This window comes from Enterococcus sp. NPDC086594 (assembly GCF_044746145.1).
GTDB lineage: Bacteria > Bacillota > Bacilli > Lactobacillales > Enterococcaceae > Enterococcus_D > Enterococcus_D entomosocium.
The window spans coordinates 1-16,088 of the sequence record NZ_JBIVBP010000005.1 but is presented as its reverse complement, the minus strand read 5'-3'; the positions used below and the strand labels follow the sequence as shown (position 1 = coordinate 16,088).

Sequence of the window (16,088 nt, the reverse complement as noted above, 5' to 3'; positions counted from 1 at the left end):
AGGAATTTATGGATCTGCAAAATAGAAACGTCTTTGTAACTGGTAGCTCGCGAGGGATCGGTTTTACCATCGCGGAAGCCTTTGCCAAAGAAGGAGCGAATATCGTTTTAAATGGACGAAAAGAAATTCCCCAGTCACTGATCGATCGCATCACCAGCTACGGCGTGAAATGTGTAGCGATCAATGGGGACATTTCTGATTTTGATCAAGCGGCAGCCATGCTTTTGGAAGCAGAAGCGGCAGTCGGACCGATCCACATTTTAGTCAATAATGCCGGGATCACGAATGACAAATTATTGTTGAGAATGAAACCCGAAGATTTTGATTCAGTGATCAAAATCAATTTGACTGGTACCTTCAATATGACGCAGCACGCGCTGAAAAAAATGATGAAGTTGCGAGAAGGCCGCATCATCAATTTGACGAGTGTGGTCGGCTTGACGGGAAATATCGGGCAAGCCAACTATGCGGCAAGTAAAGCTGGCGTGATCGGTTTTACGAAATCTGCCGCTCGTGAAGGTGCCGCTCGGGGGATCACCTGCAATGCGATCGCCCCAGGATTTATCGAAACAGAGATGACTGAAGTGCTGTCGGATAAAGTCAAAGAACAATCATTGGCAACTATTCCATTACAGCGTTTTGGTTCCACACAGGATGTTGCGCAAACAGCAGTCTTTTTAGCAAAAAGCCCCTACATCACTGGTCAGGTGATCAGTGTAGACGGCGGGATGGCAATGCAAGGGTAGGAGGAAGAAAAGATGAATCGAGTAGTAGTTACAGGATACGGCGTCACTTCTCCAATCGGAAATGACCCAGAAACTTTTTTAGCAAGTTTACAAAACGGGACCAACGGCATCGGCCCGATTACAAAATTTGACGCAGAAGCAACAGGGATCTCAGTTGCCGCTGAAGTCAAAGATTTTCCGTTAGAAAAGTACTTCGTTAAAAAAGATACGAAGCGGATGGATCTTTTTTCCATTTACGGAATTTATGCGGCCTTAGAAGCGATGGAAATGGCGAAGTTAGATACAGAAACCATTGATGTGGATCGTTTTGGCGTGATGGTTGGTTCGGGGATCGGCGGCTTGCCAACGATTCAAGACCAAGTGATTCGAATGCATGACAAAGGAGCAAATCGGGTATCACCAATGTTCGTACCGATGTCGATCGTAAATATGGTTGCCGGCAACATTGCGTTACGGGTAGGTGCGAAAGGCATTTGTACGACGACTGTTTCCGCCTGTGCTTCTGGTACCCATTCAATCGGTGAAGCTTTCCGAAACATCAAGCATGGCTATGCAGATGTCATGATCGCTGGTGGTTCAGAAGCGACGATCTGTGAAATTGGTATTGCTGGTTTTGCTTCTCTGACGGCGTTAACCACTGAATCAGACCCTGACAAAGCTTCCGTTCCGTTTGATAAAAATCGTAGTGGATTTGTCATGGGTGAAGGCGCTGGCGTCTTCATTTTAGAATCATTGGCGCATGCACAAAAACGTGGGGCAACGATTTTAGGTGAAGTCGTAGGGTACGGTGCGAACTGTGATGCCTACCATATGACTGCGCCAAACCCTGATGGATCAGGGGCTGGAAAAGCAATGAAATTAGCGATGCAAGAAGCGGCGATTACCCCAGCTGAAGTTGGTTACATCAATGCCCACGGTACAAGCACGCCCGCCAATGACAGTGCAGAAGCGACATCGATCCAATACGGATTGGGCGAAGACTATAAAAAACCATATGTCAGCAGTACAAAGTCAATGACTGGTCATTTGCTTGGGGCGGCTGGTGGAATCGAAGCCATTGCTTCACTATTAGCATTACAACATCAATTTATTCCACCAACCATCAACGTGACAGAACAAGATCCTGAGATCGACTTGAACGTTGTTATCAATCAAAGCCAACCAGCAGAATTGACCTATGCCATGAGTAATTCACTTGGGTTTGGCGGTCATAATGCAGTGATCTTGCTGAAACGTTGGGAGGAAGCGTAATTGGAAACACATGAGATAAAAGAGCTGCTCAGCCAATTCGATCAATCGACGTTAACTGAGCTTCAATTAAAAAAAGAGACGTTTGAACTTTATTTTAATAAAAATACGACAAGTGGGCTACAAAATGCACAATCTACACCTGCGCCTGCTCCTGCAGCGAATGCTGCGCCAACTCCTGTTGTACCAACGCCTGCTGTCTCAGCGACACCTGACACAGTAGAAGCGGCAAAACCTGTCTTAGAGGGCAAAGAAGTTGTCTCGCCATTAGTGGGTGTCGTTTATTTGAAACCAAGTCCTGACAAAGATAACTTTAAGCAAACCGGCGATCACGTGAAAAAAGGCGATATTCTTTGTATCGTTGAAGCGATGAAAGTCATGAATGAAATCGTCAGCGACGTCGATGGCGAATTGGTTGAAGTCTTGGTTGAAAGCGAACAAATCGTTGAATTCAATCAACCATTATTCCGTGTGAAAGAAGGGTAAAGCAATGAGCGCATTAACGATTCAAGAAATCAAAGAAATCATCCCTCATCGTTATCCGATGCTTTTAGTGGATCGCGTTGAGGAGTTAGAAGAAGGCAAACGGGTCGTTGCGAAGAAAAACGTTACCATTAATGAGCCGTTTTTCCAAGGTCATTTTCCCCATGAACCAGTGATGCCTGGAGTATTGATCGTGGAAGCAATGGCGCAAGCAGGTGCTGTGGCATTATTGTCATTGGAAGACTTTCGTGGGAAAACTGCCTACTTTGGCGGTTTAGACAAAGCAAAATTCAGAAAAAAAGTAACACCAGGCGATACCTTGATCTTAGAAGTAGAAATAATCAAAGTAAAATCTGCAGCCGGCATCGGCAAAGGAATTGCCTATGTTGATGGAAAAAAAGTGGCGGAAGCAGAATTGACTTTCATGATTGGATAGGTGAGACATGTTTTCTAAAGTATTGATCGCAAACCGTGGCGAAATCGCCGTACGTATCATTCGCGCTTGTCGCGAATTAGGTATTCAAACGGTCGCCGTTTATTCAGAAGCAGATAAAGAAGCGTTGCACACAGAGCTTGCCGATGAAGCGATTTGTATCGGACCTGCCAAAGCAGCTGACTCTTATTTGAATGTACAGCAGATCCTAAGCGCTGCGATCGTCACAAAGGCTGAGGCGATCCATCCCGGCTTTGGCTTTCTTTCAGAGAATAGTCGCTTTGCTGCGATGTGCGAGGAATGCAATATCGTCTTTATTGGGCCAAAGAGTGAGACTATCGATGCAATGGGAAACAAAATCAATGCAAGACGCTTGATGATCGAAGCAGAAGTACCGGTCATTCCCGGAAGCAAAGGCGCGATTTCTGATGTGGAAGAAGCTTTAACGATCGCTGAAGAGATTGGTTACCCGGTCATGCTCAAAGCAGCAGCCGGCGGTGGCGGTAAAGGGATACGGAAAGTCGCCGATAAAGAAGCGTTTCTACATCATTTTGCTTCGGCACAGCAAGAGGCGAAAGCGGCATTTGGCAACGATGAAATGTACATTGAAAAAATCATTTATCCTGCTCGACACATAGAAGTGCAAGTGTTAGGTGATTCTTTTGGTAATATTATCCACCTTGGTGAACGCGATTGCTCGCTGCAACGCAACAACCAAAAAGTGTTGGAAGAATCTCCTTCTGTGGTGATTTCTGAAAGCAAACGAGCAGAGCTAGGAGAAGCAGCGGTACGTGCCGCACAAGCGGTAGGGTATCGCAATGCCGGCACGATCGAGTTTTTAATGGCAGACACTGGGGCGTTTTATTTCATGGAAATGAACACTCGAATCCAAGTGGAACACCCCATCACTGAAATGGTGACGAACATTGATCTAGTCAAAAAACAACTCGAAGTTGCTAGTGGTGAACCGCTAGGCTTGACACAAGCAGACATCAAGATGACAGGTGCGGCAATCGAATGTCGGATCAATGCAGAAAATCCAGCCTTCAATTTTGCACCGTCACCAGGAAAGATCAACAATTTATTTCTGCCTGGTGGAGGCTTGGGTGTACGGGTAGACAGTGCCATGTATTCCGGCTATACGATCCCGCCTTATTATGATTCCATGATCGCTAAAGTGATCGTTCACGGCGAGAACCGTTTTGAAGCATTGATGAAAATGCAGCGGGCGTTAGCTGAATTAGTGACCGATGGTGTCATTACGAATGCAGAATTCCAAATGGACTTGATCAGTCACCCGAAAGTGATTGCGGGAGACTATACAACCGCCTTTTTACAAGAGGAATTTTTGCCAAATTGGACACCTGAACAATAGGAGGGAAGTTGAGTGGCTTTATTTAAGAAAAAAAACTACATTCGCATCAATCCTAATCGAGGTCAGCTGCCAACGAACGAACCAGTCGTCCCAGATAATCTTTGGGCGAAATGTCCTAGTTGCAAACGAACGCTTTATACGAAGGAGATGGGGGCAGAAAAAGTCTGTCCCCACTGCGGGTATAATTTCCGGATCAGCGCCTGGGAACGGATCGCTATCACGATTGATGAAAAAAGTTTTGAAGAATGGGACACAGATGTTACCACAAAAGATCCCCTTGATTTCCCAGGGTACCTGGATAAAGTCGCACAAATGCAAGAAAAAACTGGTTTGCATGAGGCTGTTCTAACGGGAGAAGCCAAAGTTCGAGGATTGCCGTTAGCAATCGGTGTCATGGATGCGAATTTCATCATGGGCAGTATGGGAACGGTCGTGGGGGAGAAAATCACCCGTTTGTTTGAACGTGCGATCGAAAAACAGCTACCAGTTGTTCTTTTTACCGCTTCGGGTGGGGCTCGGATGCAAGAAGGGATTTTGTCACTGATGCAAATGGCGAAGATCTCCGCGGCAGTAAAACGCCACAGTAAAGCTGGCTTGTTTTATCTAACGGTTTTAACGGACCCGACCACCGGTGGCGTTACCGCTAGTTTTGCGATGGAAGGGGATATCATCCTGGCAGAACCGCAAGCATTGATCGGTTTTGCTGGACGACGCGTGATTGAACAAACCATTCGTCAGGAACTACCTGAAGATTTTCAAAAGGCAGAGTTCCTGTTAGATCATGGCTTTGTCGATCAAATCGTTCCACGGACGAACTTGCGGGAGAAAATCTACCATTTGATTTCTTTGCATACGCGGAAAGGATGGAATCGCAATGACTAGAGCAGCCCACGAAATCGTTGAACTCGCTCGCAGCAAAGACCGCTTGACGGCACTGGATTACTTTGAAGGCATTTTTTCTGAGTTTGAAGAGTTTCATGGAGACCGTCTGTTTGGCGAAGATGAAGCCGTTGTTGGCGGGATAGCTTGTTTAGATGGCAAGCCAGTGACCGTGATCGGTATTCAAAAAGGCCGTAATCTACCTGAAAATTTACGCAGAAACTTTGGCTCACCACATCCTGAAGGCTATCGAAAAGCGTTACGCCTAATGAAGCAAGCAGAAAAATTTCAGCGACCTGTGGTCACATTGATCAATACAGCAGGGGCGTTTTGTGGTATTGGCGCGGAAGAACGGGGAGAAGGTGAAGCGATTGCCCGTAACTTGATGGAAATGTCCGATTTAACGGTGCCGATCTTGGCAATCATCATTGGTGAAGGCGGCAGCGGCGGTGCCTTAGCACTGGCATTAGGCGATGAGGTTTGGATGATGGAACATTCGATCTATGCCATTTTATCTCCCGAAGGCTTTGCTTCGATCCTATGGAAAGATGGTAGCCGGGCCAAAGAAGCTGCTGGTTTAATGAAGATCACTGCCCAAGAACTATTTGAATTAGGCGTTATTGAAAAAGTGATTGCTGAAACCCATGAAGAGGCCTTTTTACCGAAAGAGCAATTGATGGAACAGATGAAAGCGGCAATTTCAACGAAACTCGTTGAACTTTCTACGTTGCAAACAGAAGAATTGCTTGAGGCAAGGTATCAGCGTTTTCGCCGATTTTAACAACTAGGATATCCACTCTGATTAGAGAGAGGGTATCCTAGTATTTTTTTATTAAAAGTGTTATTGAATAAATCGTGCAAATGACGAAGTTTTTAGTTTAAAATTTAATTATTCTGTGCTATTATGTATATATTCTGAATATAAGAAGATTATATTGCATAAATATTTGTTTTGAAGAGGAGCGTTTTTAATGAAAAAATTATTTGGAGCACTTGTTGTATTGACGGGGATTTTGGTTTTAGGAGCTTGTGGAAATGGCGGCTCATCGAGTACTGGCAGTTCTAGTGCCAGCGGTTCGGCGGATAACCAATTGGAAGCCATCAAAGCAGCCGGTGTGTTAAATGTGGCAACTTCTGCTGACTTTGCCCCCTTTGAATTTCATGCCTTGATTGATGGCAAAGATACGATCGTGGGCGCAGATATCGATATGGTCAATGAGATCGCTGATCGTCTTGGTGTCGAAGTGAATATTTTGGACCTTGATTTCAATGCTGTCTTGACTGCTTTGCAACAAGGAAAAGCCGATATCGCTGTTTCAGGCATCTCAGCAACTGACGAACGTAAACAGACTTTTGATTTCACCGATAACTATTTTACACCAGAACAAAAAGTAGTTGTTAATAAAAACAATGAGTCGGCATTTGATTCAATCGAAAGCTTGTCTGGCAAAAAGGTGGGCGCTCAAAAAGGCTCGATCCAAGAAATGATCGTTCAAGACCAATTAGCGGATTCGCAATTGGTTTCCATCGCCAAAGTTCCGAATCTAGTCAATGAATTGAAACAAGGATCGATCGACGGTTTGGTGCTTGAAAGTGCGGTGGCTGAATCGTATGTTGCACAAAATGATGACCTCGTGATCACTGATGTAGCATTAGAAGCGTCTGAAGGCGATTCTTATGCAATTGCTTTACCTAAAGGGAGTACCGAACTACAAGAAGAGCTAAACAGTATTTTGAAAGAATTGATTGAAGATGGTACAATCGATGAGTATGTACAAAAGAACACAGATCTAGCCAACGAAAATGCGGCGCAATAGATAGAACGGAGTAGACACAATTATGGATTTATCCTTTTTAGCGATATATTACCCTTATTTTCTTTCTGGTGTGGTGATCACCATCGTGATCTCTATCATTACCGTGATCTTTGGAACGATTCTAGGGGTGATTTTTGCCCTAATGAAATTATCAAAAGTGACGCCTTTGCGCTGGTTTGCTAATGCGTATATTGAAGTCATCCGCGGCACACCAATGTTGGTGCAGATATTGATCGCTTTTGGTCTTTTGCAAGGCATGTTTGCCTTGCCGACAGTCTCGATCGGTGTGTTGAGTCTTGATTTTGGGCGGTTATTTCCTGGGATCATTGCGCTCTCGCTTAATTCTGGGGCATATGTTGCTGAGATCGTCCGAGGGGGAATCAATGCCGTTGATTACGGTCAAACAGAAGCGGCTGGTTCTTTAGGGCTGCGGCCTTTTCAAACGATGCGTTATGTCGTATTGCCACAAGCACTACGCAACATCTTGCCGCCACTAGGCAATGAATTTATCGTTTTGATCAAGGATTCCTCTTTGCTTTCAACGATCGGCATCTACGAGCTGATGAACAGTGCGCAGATCGTTGTCACCAGTTCTTTCCAACCATTAACGCCTTTCTATGTGGCGGCGGTCATTTATTTCATCTTGACGTTTACGACTTCGCGACTATTGAGTTTATGGGAAAAGAAACTAGGAAAAGGCTATCGTCGTTAAAAGGAGAAGACAAGCTATGATGTTAGATATTCAAGAGTTACACAAAACCTTTGGCAGCAATCAAGTGCTAAAAGGGATCACAACGACGATCGAGCAAGGTGAAGTCGTTGTGGTGATTGGACCATCTGGTTCAGGAAAAAGCACGTTCTTACGCTGTTTAAACTTACTAGAAGTACCGACAAGCGGAAAAATCTTTTTTGAAGGAACCGATATTACCGATCCAAAGAATGATTTGTATAAGATGCGGGAAAAAATGGGCATGGTTTTTCAAAATTTCAATCTTTTTCCGAATATGACGGTTTTAGAAAACATTACTTTGTCCCCGACGAAAGTCAAAAAGGTAGCAAAACCAGCTGCTGAAACACTAGCAAAGCAACTATTGAATGATGTAGGTCTGCCTGATAAGGCAAACTCCTATCCACAAAGTCTATCTGGTGGACAAATGCAACGGATCGCTATCGCACGTGCCTTGGCGATGGAACCGGACGTGATGCTCTTTGATGAACCGACTTCTGCGTTAGACCCTGAAATGGTTGGCGAAGTATTGTCTGTCATGCAGCGTTTGGCTCAGCAAGGAATGACGATGGTCATCGTCACTCATGAAATGGGTTTTGCGAAGGAAGTCGCGGATCGGATTTTATTTATGGATCAGGGAATCATTATGGAGGAAGGAACGCCAGAACAGCTCTTTGATCATCCGAAAAACCCGAGAACCATTGATTTTTTAAGTAAAGTATTGTAAAATGCGAGAAGCTCGCAGTTGCAAATGACAATTTTGGACTTTTTCTAAGCATCCTTTCAGTAAAAGGATGCTTTTTTGACGAAAAAAAAGACTACTTTAAAGAAGTGATGGAACAAACTGTTGTTTCGACACCTTCGTTTTTCAGTTCTTTTACAAGAAACCTGCAGAAACTAGCGCACTTGCTAGTATTCAAAAAGATTCTATTGTATAATTACAGGTTGAAGAGGTCTGATCCTTTTAGAAACTGCCTGCTTGCTTGTCAACAGCTAGTACGGTTTCTTTTTAAAGATCGACTATGTGGATCGATGACTAGTCGCCGACTTTTAACATGCGAAGAAATCAGATAGTAAAGGAGATTCTATGTTTTCAAATTATAAACCGACTTGGATGGTCGATGCGATTTATAAAATCACCCCTAGCCAACTAAAGGCACAGGGGATCAAAGGGATTTTGACCGATCTTGATAATACCTTGATTGCTTGGAATAATCCTGATGGAACCGAAGAATTAAAAAACTGGTTATTGGAAATGAAAAACGCTGGCATCCCGGTGATTGTCGTTTCTAACAACAATAGTGAACGCGTGGCACGGGCTGTTGCGCCTTTTGGTTTAAAGTACGTACACCGCGCATTAAAACCTTTTTCAAGAGGGATCAAACAAGGGTATCAGCAATTAGGCTTGAAAAAAGAAGAGGTTGTCATGATCGGCGATCAGATTATGACGGATGTACGAGGTGCCAATCGTGCTGGTGTTCGCAGCATTCTAGTGAAACCAGTGATCCCAACGGATTCTTGGAAAACCCAGTTTAATCGAGCAGCAGAAAGAAAAATCATGAACTATTTATTGAAACACAACCCAGAGTTAAAATGGCGTGGAGGAATTTAATATGACAGAAGGAATCGAAGAAATTCACTGTATCGGCTGCGGGGCATTGATTCAAACAACAAATCCTACCGAATTGGGGTACACCCCGCAATCTGCATTAGAAAAAGGACTTGAATCAGGAGAAGTCTATTGTCAACGCTGCTTCCGCTTGCGCCATTACAATGAGATCCAAGATGTCGCGCTGACAGACGATGATTTCCTACGTTTGCTGAATGAAATCGGGGAAAAAGACGCCTTGATCGTTAATGTCGTAGATATTTTTGACTTTAATGGTTCATTGATCCCAGGACTACACCGCTTTGTTGGTGATAATCCTGTTTTATTAGTGGGCAACAAGGTGGATATTTTACCGAAATCTTTGAAAAAATCGAAAATGACCCAATGGATGAAGGAACGGGCTCACGAAGTCGGTTTAAGACCCGTCGATGTATTGTTGACGAGTGCCAAGAAACCGGGTGAAACCCAAGCGTTGCTACAAGCGATCGAAACGTATCGTGAAGGTCGTGATGTGTATGTGGTTGGTGTGACGAATGTTGGAAAATCAACATTGATCAATCAAATCATCAAACAAACAGCAGGGATCAACGAGCTGATCACCACTTCGCGATTTCCTGGAACTACATTGGATAAAATTGAGATTCCATTGGACGACGGGCACTTTTTGATCGACACACCAGGAATCATTCATCGTCATCAAATGGCACACTATTTAGGTAAAAAAGATCTGAAAATCGTGGCACCAGCCAAAGAAATTAAACCGAAAGTGTATCAATTGAACCCTGAACAAACCTTGTTCTTAGGGGGACTTGCCCGTTTTGATTTCATACAAGGAGAACGAAGTTCGTTTGTTGCCTATGTAGCGAATGATGTAGCGATCCATCGGACCAAATTAAGTAAAGCCGATGAATTTTATGAGAAACATGTTGGTGGGCTGCTGCAGCCGCCACGAGCAGATGAAGTGGCGGATTTTCCTGAACTCGTCCGTTTCGAATTTTCAATCAAAGAAAAAACTGATATCGTTTTTGCTGGACTTGGCTGGATCACGATCACCAAACCATGTGTCATCGCCGGGTGGGCGCCAAAAGGTGTCGATGTGCTTAGACGCAAAGCATTAGTATAAGGAAGAAGGAAGATTATGGACTTACGAGGAAAACAAAAAAGATTTTTACGAAGTGAAGCGCACCATCTAAACCCGATTTTTCAAATCGGCAAAGGCGGCTTGAATGACGCGATGATGGCGCAAATTGAAGAAGCACTAGAAAAACGAGAATTAATCAAAGTCTCATTGCTCCAAAATACCGATGAGGTTGCTGACGAAGCAGCTGAAACGATCCGGGAGAAAGTCGGCTGTGAAGTAGTTCAGATCATCGGACGAGTGATCGTTTTATTCAAACCGTCTAGTAAAGAAAAATACCAAACGATTTCAAGCAAAGTTCGTTCAATTTAGGAGGGAGAAGGCATGCAAGGACAAACATTTGGAAAGGTACAAACGGTTTTAGAGACACAAACACAAGAACTTGTACCGAAAAAGCAAGTGGGCATTCTTGGTGGAAATTTTAATCCAGTACACTACGCACATCTGGTCATGGGTGAGCAAGTAGGGCAAGCATTAGGGCTGGATAAAGTTTATTTCATGCCTGAGTATTTACCGCCTCATGTTGATGAGAAAAAGACAATCCCCGCTGAGCATCGTTTAGCGATGTTGAAGTTGGCGGTCGCCGATAATCCGCGATTTGCTGTAGAGACCATTGAGTTGGAACGAAAAGGTAAGAGTTATACGGTTGATACGATGCGGGAATTGACAGCTAAGAATCCAGATACTAATTATTATTTTATCATTGGCGGGGATATGGTGAACTATTTACCAAAATGGCATCAAATCGATGAGCTGATGGAATTGGTAACTTTTGTGGGGGTTCGCCGCCCGGAAGTGCCGATCGATAGCCCATACCCGATTATTTGGATCGATATTCCTCTAATGGATGTCAGCTCAACAACAATTCGTAAAAAAGTGCAACAAGGTTGTTCGGTTCGCTACTTATTGCCTGATAATGTGTTACACTATATTCAAGAAAAGGGGTTGTACTTGGATGAAGAGTGAACACTACACACAAGCAGAACGGGAACTTTTGATGCAAAAGGTCCAAATGCAGATGAGTCAAAAGCGCTTTGAGCATGTGTTGGGTGTCGAAAAAACGGCCGTTGCCCTTGCGGAAAAATATGGTGCTTCACCGGTCAAAGCCAGCATCGCTGCTTTGACGCATGATTATGCGAAGGAACGCAGCGATGAAGAATTTCAATTAGTCATTCGTAGAGACGGATTTGAATTGGATCTCTTGAACTGGAACAATGCTATCTGGCATGGACTCGTCGGTGCTGATTTCGTTCAACGAGAATTAGAAATCGATGACGAAGAAATCTTACAAGCGATCCGTTTGCACACAACCGGAGCTGCCAAGATGAGCCTACTAGATAAAATCATCTATGTAGCAGATTATATCGAACCCGGGCGTACGTTTCCTGGAGTCGTTGAGGCTAGGGAAATCGCAATGATCGACTTAGATGCCGCTGTTGCTTACGAAACGAAACATACCTTGCTTCATTTGATTGAAACAGAAGCAGTTATCTACCCAAAAACGATCGAAACCTACAATTTTTGGGTGGCCAAATATAGGAGGGAATTACCATAGATAGTCAGAAAATATTAGAAATTGCTGTAAAAGCCGCCGATTCAAAACATGCCGAAGATATTATGGCATTAGATGTGCGGGAAATCTCTTTGCTAGCAGATTACTTTGTGATCTGTTCAGGAAATAGTGAACGTCAAATCAATGCGATCATTGATGAAGTCATCGATAAAGAAGAAGAAAGTCAAGTATCTGTTCGCCGTGTCGAAGGAAAAGATGGTGGAAAATGGGTCTTGATCGACTTAGGTGACGTAATCGTTCACGTATTCAGTGCCTCAGAACGTGCTTTTTACAACCTAGAAAAATTATGGTCTGATGCGCCGCTTGTGGATCTTAATGAATGGGTCGTGGCGTAATGGCTTACGAAACCTTCGCATTTGTCTATGACGAAGTAATGGATTCCAGTCTCTATAAAAAGTGGCTGGATTTTTCTTGTCGTCATTTAGGAAAAAGAAAACAGCTGTTAGAATTGGCTTGTGGAACCGGTGCGTTAGCCGTTGAATTTGCCAAGGCTGGTTTTGATGTGACTGGTTTAGATCTTTCAGAAGAGATGCTGATGATCGCTAGTCAACGGGCTGAAAAAGAAGAGGCGGCTGTGCAATTTGTTGCGGGTGACATGCTGGATCTCGTAGATATTGGCACCTATCAAGCTATTACTTGCTATTCTGACTCCCTTTGCTACATGGAAGACGAGCAGAGTGTGCAGCAAGTGTTTGATGGTGTTTACAGTTGTTTAGAAGAAGATGGCGTCTTTTTATTTGATGTGCATTCCTTATATCAAATCAATGAAGTGTTTCCTGATTATAGCTACCATTACCAGACGGATGAATTTGCCTTTCTTTGGGAAAGCTATCAAGGAGAAAAAGACCATAGCATTGAACATTTCTTGACCTTTTTTGTTGCACAAGAGAGTGGGTTGTTTGAACGCTTAGATGAGCTTCATCAAGAAAGAACCTATCCTCTCGAAAGCTATTTAAGAATGTTAGAAAATGCTGGTTTTGCTAATGTTGAATGCTACGCTGATTTTATCGATACAAAACCAAATGAAAAAAGCCGTCGCTGGTTTTTTGTCTGCCATAAGTAACCGTTATGTAAAACAGGAGGGATGTCGATGAAGGCTTGCGGACTAGTCGTAGAATATAATCCTTTTCACCATGGCCACCAATACCACGTGGACAAAGCCAGGCAAGAAACCAACGCCGATGTCATTGCAGCCGTGATGAGTGGAAATTTTTTACAGCGTGGTGAACCGGCGATCATTGATAAATGGCAACGAGCCCAAGCGGCATTGCAAAATGGCGTCGATTTGGTCGTTGAACTGCCATCCGCTTGGGCCGTCCAGTCTGCTGATTTTTTTGCAGCGGGAGCGATTAGGATCTTACAAAATCTGCAATGTGATTCTTTGTGTTTTGGTACAGATGCGAAACAACCCTTTGACTATGCAAAGTTCGCTCAGTTTGAAAAAGAAAATCAGCGGATGATCGATGACGCATTTCAACGCATAGCTAGGCAAAATGCTACCTATAGTCAAAAAATGAGTATGGTCCTCAGTGAGCTTTATCCTGAGTACCATGCAGAAAAAGACCAGCCGAATCATCTGTTGGGTATGGCGTATGCACGGGAAGTGTTGTGTTATGAAAAACCAATGAGGCTTGTTCCCATCCAACGAATTGCGGCCTCTTATCATTCAGAACAATTTGAGCATCCAACGATCGCTAGTGCCACAGCCATTCGTCAAGGACTCAAACAAGGTGAAGCTGTTGTGGATTTTGTTCCTGAAGCAACACAAAAATTTCTTTCGCAAACAACAGTCGACTGGGAAACCTTTTGGCCGTATCTTCAATACCAGATCATTTCTGCCCCCCTCGAAAAATTAGCTGCTATTTACCAGATGGAAGAAGGACTAGAATATCGACTAAAACAATATGTGACTGCGGCGGATTCGTTTGCAGATTTTATCAAGTTGTTAAAGACAAAACGCTATACCCAAACGAGACTGCAGCGTCTTGCTTGTTATGTATTGTTCCAAGTGACAAAAGCTGAAATGAAGGAAGCCCAAGCACATCCCTTTATTCGAGTCTTAGGCTATACAAAGCAAGGGCAGCACTATTTAAAAGAAGTCAAAAAAGAGCTGACCCTTCCGCTGATCGCTAAATTCGGTAAGAAAGAAGCACAGCGCTACGGCTTGTCATTGCGGATCGACCAGATCTATCAGCAAGGGAATCCTCAAATCACAGAACAAAATTTTCGAAGAATTCCGCTTTTTATTGATAAATAAGTGAAAATTACTTCACAGAACGCCATTTGACAAGTATAATGAATAAGGATTTTTAAAAACAAGAAAGCGAAGTGAAATCATGGGTCGTAAATGGGCAAATATCGTAGCGAAAAAAACTGCTAAAGATGCAAACAATAGCCGAGTTTATGCAAAATTTGGAATCGAAATCTACGCAGCAGCAAAATCGGGTGATCCTGATCCTCACGCGAACCAAAAATTACGCTTTGTTATCGAACGTGCGAAAACCTACAATGTGCCAAAACACATTATTGACCGTGCGATTGAAAAAGCCAAAGGTTCTGGCGATGAACAATACTCAGAACTTCGATATGAAGGATTTGGACCAAATGGATCAATGGTGATCGTCGATACTTTGACAAACAACGTCAACCGTACCGCAGCCGATGTTCGGGCCGCTTTTGGTAAAAACGGCGGGAATATGGGTGTTTCTGGGGCAGTTGCTTATATGTTTGATAACACAGCATTATTTGGCTTTGCTGGTGACGATGCCGATGAGATCTTAGAATACTTGATGGACAAAGAGATCGATGTTCGTGATGTTGTTGAAGAAGATGGACAAATTATCGTTCACGGTGAACCAAGTGACTTCCATGCCATTCAGGAAGCCTTGAAAGAAAAAGGAATCACCGAATTTTCAATTGCTGAAATGCAAATGATTCCTCAAAATGAAGTAACCTTAACTGGCGATGATCTAGAAAAATTCGAAAAAATGATCGATGTATTAGAAGATCTTGAAGATGTTCAAAATGTCTATCACAATGTGGCAGACGCTGAAGAATAAGACATACTGGCAGCCTAGAGGTGATCTGGCTGCCAGTTTTTGGTGTTTTTTTCATCAACCTTCCGTTGTTTAGTCAAGTGAAAAAAACAAGAGAGCGAGAAGCACTTCTCTTGAAAATTCTTCAATATTCATCGTCTTTTCAGTTGGTTTCCAGACATTTTATATGTTATGATTTACTACATAAGCAAACAACTCGTTAGGGGGGCAGACATGGAAGAAAAAATCGTTTTAGAGCCATTTAATCGAATCTTAAGTGGTTTTGAAAAGCTAGCAGAAGTGTCTGTATCGATTTCTGACTGCTCGGCTCTTTGTCGGAAATATCAAAAGTATGGGGTGGAAGGGTATCGTCTAGGCGATTATCGTGGTTCTTCTTATTTGAATCGTTATTTAAATGTCGTCGTTGATCGCGCACCCTTGTTAATTTATAAAGAGCGATTCTTGATTCCTTTGGTCTTTCGCATGTCGGAATACTCTGAACGGCTCTTTATCGATGATTATCGAATGGAAGGGTTCTTCTTGCTGTTGGATTGGCTTTTGGAACACCGACCAGAAAAAGCAATTATTGATTATAAGCGAACGCGTGCTTTACCTCACAGAAAGGAATTGGTGATCGATAGTTCTTATGTGCTTTTTCGATTGACGGAAATTCTCGACGGTGCTGGTTTTCCTCTTAGTCGCTTTACAACGATCGAGGAATTTAGTCAATGGAATCGTACCCATCGTTTGATCGATAATGGCAGTATCGGACGTCATACAAAATTATTTGTTCCAGAAGATCCGGAACACGTTTCTGAGCTGCAGATGATTTTGACAATCGTTGGGATGCGTTATCCAGAAACCCGCTTATTTATTGGCGAATTAAAAGGCTAAAAAACATCACAATCGGCTGGTTTCATTTGAGAATCAGGGCTCTTTGTCAATAAGGACTGATGAGTTGTGCAAAATCAAATCTGGGTCAGAATGAACCTCATTCTGGCTCAGATTTTTTGTTATCTTACTTT

The 16,088-nt window shown here is 43.3% G+C and carries 20 protein-coding genes; all 20 read left to right on the top strand.

The genetic code is table 11. The features are described 5' to 3' along the window. The first annotated feature begins 8 nt into the window (after positions 1–8). The 20 genes from fabG (at position 9) to ACIPK1_RS09025 (ending at position 15,957) form a co-directional block, all read left to right on the top strand. A complete protein-coding gene (fabG, locus tag ACIPK1_RS09120) occupies positions 9–746 on the top strand; it encodes a 3-oxoacyl-[acyl-carrier-protein] reductase (protein WP_016612189.1) in 738 nt (245 codons plus the stop codon). A gap of 12 nt (positions 747–758) precedes the next feature. After that, positions 759–1,997 (top strand): beta-ketoacyl-ACP synthase II, encoded by a 1,239-nt coding sequence (gene fabF / locus ACIPK1_RS09115; RefSeq protein WP_016610185.1) that lies wholly within the window; start codon positions 759–761, stop codon positions 1,995–1,997. Further along, complete coding sequence (gene accB / locus ACIPK1_RS09110) at positions 1,998–2,480, top strand: acetyl-CoA carboxylase biotin carboxyl carrier protein (RefSeq protein ID WP_400450575.1); 483 nt, start codon at positions 1,998–2,000, stop codon at positions 2,478–2,480. Between the two features lie 4 nt (positions 2,481–2,484). Further along, the gene (fabZ, locus tag ACIPK1_RS09105; RefSeq protein WP_005225895.1) at positions 2,485–2,913 is read left to right on the top strand and encodes a 3-hydroxyacyl-ACP dehydratase FabZ; all 429 of its coding nucleotides are present in this window, start codon (positions 2,485–2,487) and stop codon (positions 2,911–2,913) included. 7 nt (positions 2,914–2,920) lie between these two features. Next, the gene (locus ACIPK1_RS09100) at positions 2,921–4,285 is read left to right on the top strand and encodes an acetyl-CoA carboxylase biotin carboxylase subunit (protein WP_400450573.1); all 1,365 of its coding nucleotides are present in this window, start codon (positions 2,921–2,923) and stop codon (positions 4,283–4,285) included. Between the two features lie 12 nt (positions 4,286–4,297). Next, a complete protein-coding gene (gene accD, locus ACIPK1_RS09095; protein ID WP_005235586.1) occupies positions 4,298–5,167 on the top strand; it encodes an acetyl-CoA carboxylase, carboxyltransferase subunit beta in 870 nt (289 codons plus the stop codon). After that, positions 5,160–5,945: an acetyl-CoA carboxylase carboxyl transferase subunit alpha gene (locus ACIPK1_RS09090; protein ID WP_400450571.1), complete on the top strand. Its 786-nt coding sequence runs from the start codon at positions 5,160–5,162 to the stop codon at positions 5,943–5,945. Before accD ends, ACIPK1_RS09090 begins: the two co-directional genes overlap by 8 nt. A gap of 190 nt (positions 5,946–6,135) precedes the next feature. Beyond that, positions 6,136–6,981 carry a transporter substrate-binding domain-containing protein gene (locus tag ACIPK1_RS09085; RefSeq protein ID WP_005235588.1) on the top strand — a complete coding sequence of 282 codons (846 nt, stop codon included), beginning with the start codon at positions 6,136–6,138 and terminating at the stop codon, positions 6,979–6,981. Positions 6,982–7,003: 22 nt separating this feature from the next. Then, on the top strand, positions 7,004–7,693 hold the full coding sequence (locus ACIPK1_RS09080) for an amino acid ABC transporter permease (protein WP_005225900.1): 690 nt from the start codon (positions 7,004–7,006) through the stop codon (positions 7,691–7,693). Between the two features lie 16 nt (positions 7,694–7,709). After that, on the top strand, positions 7,710–8,435 hold the full coding sequence (locus ACIPK1_RS09075; protein ID WP_016612186.1) for an amino acid ABC transporter ATP-binding protein: 726 nt from the start codon (positions 7,710–7,712) through the stop codon (positions 8,433–8,435). A 360-nt stretch (positions 8,436–8,795) separates the two neighbouring features. Continuing rightward, positions 8,796–9,320, top strand: coding sequence for a YqeG family HAD IIIA-type phosphatase (locus ACIPK1_RS09070; RefSeq protein WP_008378174.1), 525 nt, complete (start codon positions 8,796–8,798; stop codon positions 9,318–9,320). A 1-nt stretch (position 9,321) separates the two neighbouring features. Then, positions 9,322–10,440, top strand: a complete 1,119-nt coding sequence (gene yqeH, locus ACIPK1_RS09065; protein WP_400450567.1) for a ribosome biogenesis GTPase YqeH — start codon at positions 9,322–9,324, stop codon at positions 10,438–10,440. Between the two features lie 15 nt (positions 10,441–10,455). Beyond that, positions 10,456–10,767 (top strand): ribosome assembly RNA-binding protein YhbY, encoded by a 312-nt coding sequence (yhbY, locus tag ACIPK1_RS09060; protein ID WP_005225905.1) that lies wholly within the window; start codon positions 10,456–10,458, stop codon positions 10,765–10,767. A 12-nt stretch (positions 10,768–10,779) separates the two neighbouring features. Continuing rightward, the gene (locus ACIPK1_RS09055; RefSeq protein WP_005235597.1) at positions 10,780–11,421 is read left to right on the top strand and encodes a nicotinate-nucleotide adenylyltransferase; all 642 of its coding nucleotides are present in this window, start codon (positions 10,780–10,782) and stop codon (positions 11,419–11,421) included. Further along, the gene (yqeK, locus tag ACIPK1_RS09050) at positions 11,411–12,010 is read left to right on the top strand and encodes a bis(5'-nucleosyl)-tetraphosphatase (symmetrical) YqeK (protein ID WP_008378167.1); all 600 of its coding nucleotides are present in this window, start codon (positions 11,411–11,413) and stop codon (positions 12,008–12,010) included. Before ACIPK1_RS09055 ends, yqeK begins: the two co-directional genes overlap by 11 nt. An 11-nt stretch (positions 12,011–12,021) precedes the next feature. Next, complete coding sequence (rsfS, locus tag ACIPK1_RS09045; protein ID WP_034878521.1) at positions 12,022–12,363, top strand: ribosome silencing factor; 342 nt, start codon at positions 12,022–12,024, stop codon at positions 12,361–12,363. Further along, the gene (locus ACIPK1_RS09040) at positions 12,363–13,091 is read left to right on the top strand and encodes a class I SAM-dependent methyltransferase (protein ID WP_016620356.1); all 729 of its coding nucleotides are present in this window, start codon (positions 12,363–12,365) and stop codon (positions 13,089–13,091) included. The genes rsfS and ACIPK1_RS09040 overlap by 1 nt, the downstream gene beginning before the upstream one ends. Positions 13,092–13,118: 27 nt before the next feature. After that, the gene (locus ACIPK1_RS09035) at positions 13,119–14,285 is read left to right on the top strand and encodes a nucleotidyltransferase (RefSeq protein WP_400450564.1); all 1,167 of its coding nucleotides are present in this window, start codon (positions 13,119–13,121) and stop codon (positions 14,283–14,285) included. 79 nt (positions 14,286–14,364) lie between these two features. After that, complete coding sequence (locus tag ACIPK1_RS09030; protein WP_005225911.1) at positions 14,365–15,087, top strand: YebC/PmpR family DNA-binding transcriptional regulator; 723 nt, start codon at positions 14,365–14,367, stop codon at positions 15,085–15,087. Positions 15,088–15,297: 210 nt separating this feature from the next. After that, positions 15,298–15,957: a hypothetical protein gene (locus ACIPK1_RS09025; protein WP_034872543.1), complete on the top strand. Its 660-nt coding sequence runs from the start codon at positions 15,298–15,300 to the stop codon at positions 15,955–15,957. Positions 15,958–16,088: the final 131 nt, after the last annotated feature.

Bases quoted from the DNA above. Each gene is read 5' to 3' on its own strand.
- fabG (WP_016612189.1), top strand. From the start codon at position 9: ATGGATCTGCAAAATAGAAACGTCTTTGTAACTGGTAGCTCGCGAGGG.
- fabF (WP_016610185.1), top strand. From the start codon at position 759: ATGAATCGAGTAGTAGTTACAGGATACGGCGTCACTTCTCCAATCGGA.
- fabZ (WP_005225895.1), top strand. From the start codon at position 2,485: ATGAGCGCATTAACGATTCAAGAAATCAAAGAAATCATCCCTCATCGT.
- ACIPK1_RS09100 (WP_400450573.1), top strand. From the start codon at position 2,921: ATGTTTTCTAAAGTATTGATCGCAAACCGTGGCGAAATCGCCGTACGT.
- ACIPK1_RS09090 (WP_400450571.1), top strand. From the start codon at position 5,160: ATGACTAGAGCAGCCCACGAAATCGTTGAACTCGCTCGCAGCAAAGAC.
- ACIPK1_RS09085 (WP_005235588.1), top strand. From the start codon at position 6,136: ATGAAAAAATTATTTGGAGCACTTGTTGTATTGACGGGGATTTTGGTT.
- ACIPK1_RS09080 (WP_005225900.1), top strand. From the start codon at position 7,004: ATGGATTTATCCTTTTTAGCGATATATTACCCTTATTTTCTTTCTGGT.
- ACIPK1_RS09075 (WP_016612186.1), top strand. From the start codon at position 7,710: ATGATGTTAGATATTCAAGAGTTACACAAAACCTTTGGCAGCAATCAA.
- ACIPK1_RS09070 (WP_008378174.1), top strand. From the start codon at position 8,796: ATGTTTTCAAATTATAAACCGACTTGGATGGTCGATGCGATTTATAAA.
- yqeH (WP_400450567.1), top strand. From the start codon at position 9,322: ATGACAGAAGGAATCGAAGAAATTCACTGTATCGGCTGCGGGGCATTG.
- yhbY (WP_005225905.1), top strand. From the start codon at position 10,456: ATGGACTTACGAGGAAAACAAAAAAGATTTTTACGAAGTGAAGCGCAC.
- ACIPK1_RS09055 (WP_005235597.1), top strand. From the start codon at position 10,780: ATGCAAGGACAAACATTTGGAAAGGTACAAACGGTTTTAGAGACACAA.
- yqeK (WP_008378167.1), top strand. From the start codon at position 11,411: ATGAAGAGTGAACACTACACACAAGCAGAACGGGAACTTTTGATGCAA.
- ACIPK1_RS09040 (WP_016620356.1), top strand. From the start codon at position 12,363: ATGGCTTACGAAACCTTCGCATTTGTCTATGACGAAGTAATGGATTCC.
- ACIPK1_RS09035 (WP_400450564.1), top strand. From the start codon at position 13,119: ATGAAGGCTTGCGGACTAGTCGTAGAATATAATCCTTTTCACCATGGC.
- ACIPK1_RS09030 (WP_005225911.1), top strand. From the start codon at position 14,365: ATGGGTCGTAAATGGGCAAATATCGTAGCGAAAAAAACTGCTAAAGAT.
- ACIPK1_RS09025 (WP_034872543.1), top strand. From the start codon at position 15,298: ATGGAAGAAAAAATCGTTTTAGAGCCATTTAATCGAATCTTAAGTGGT.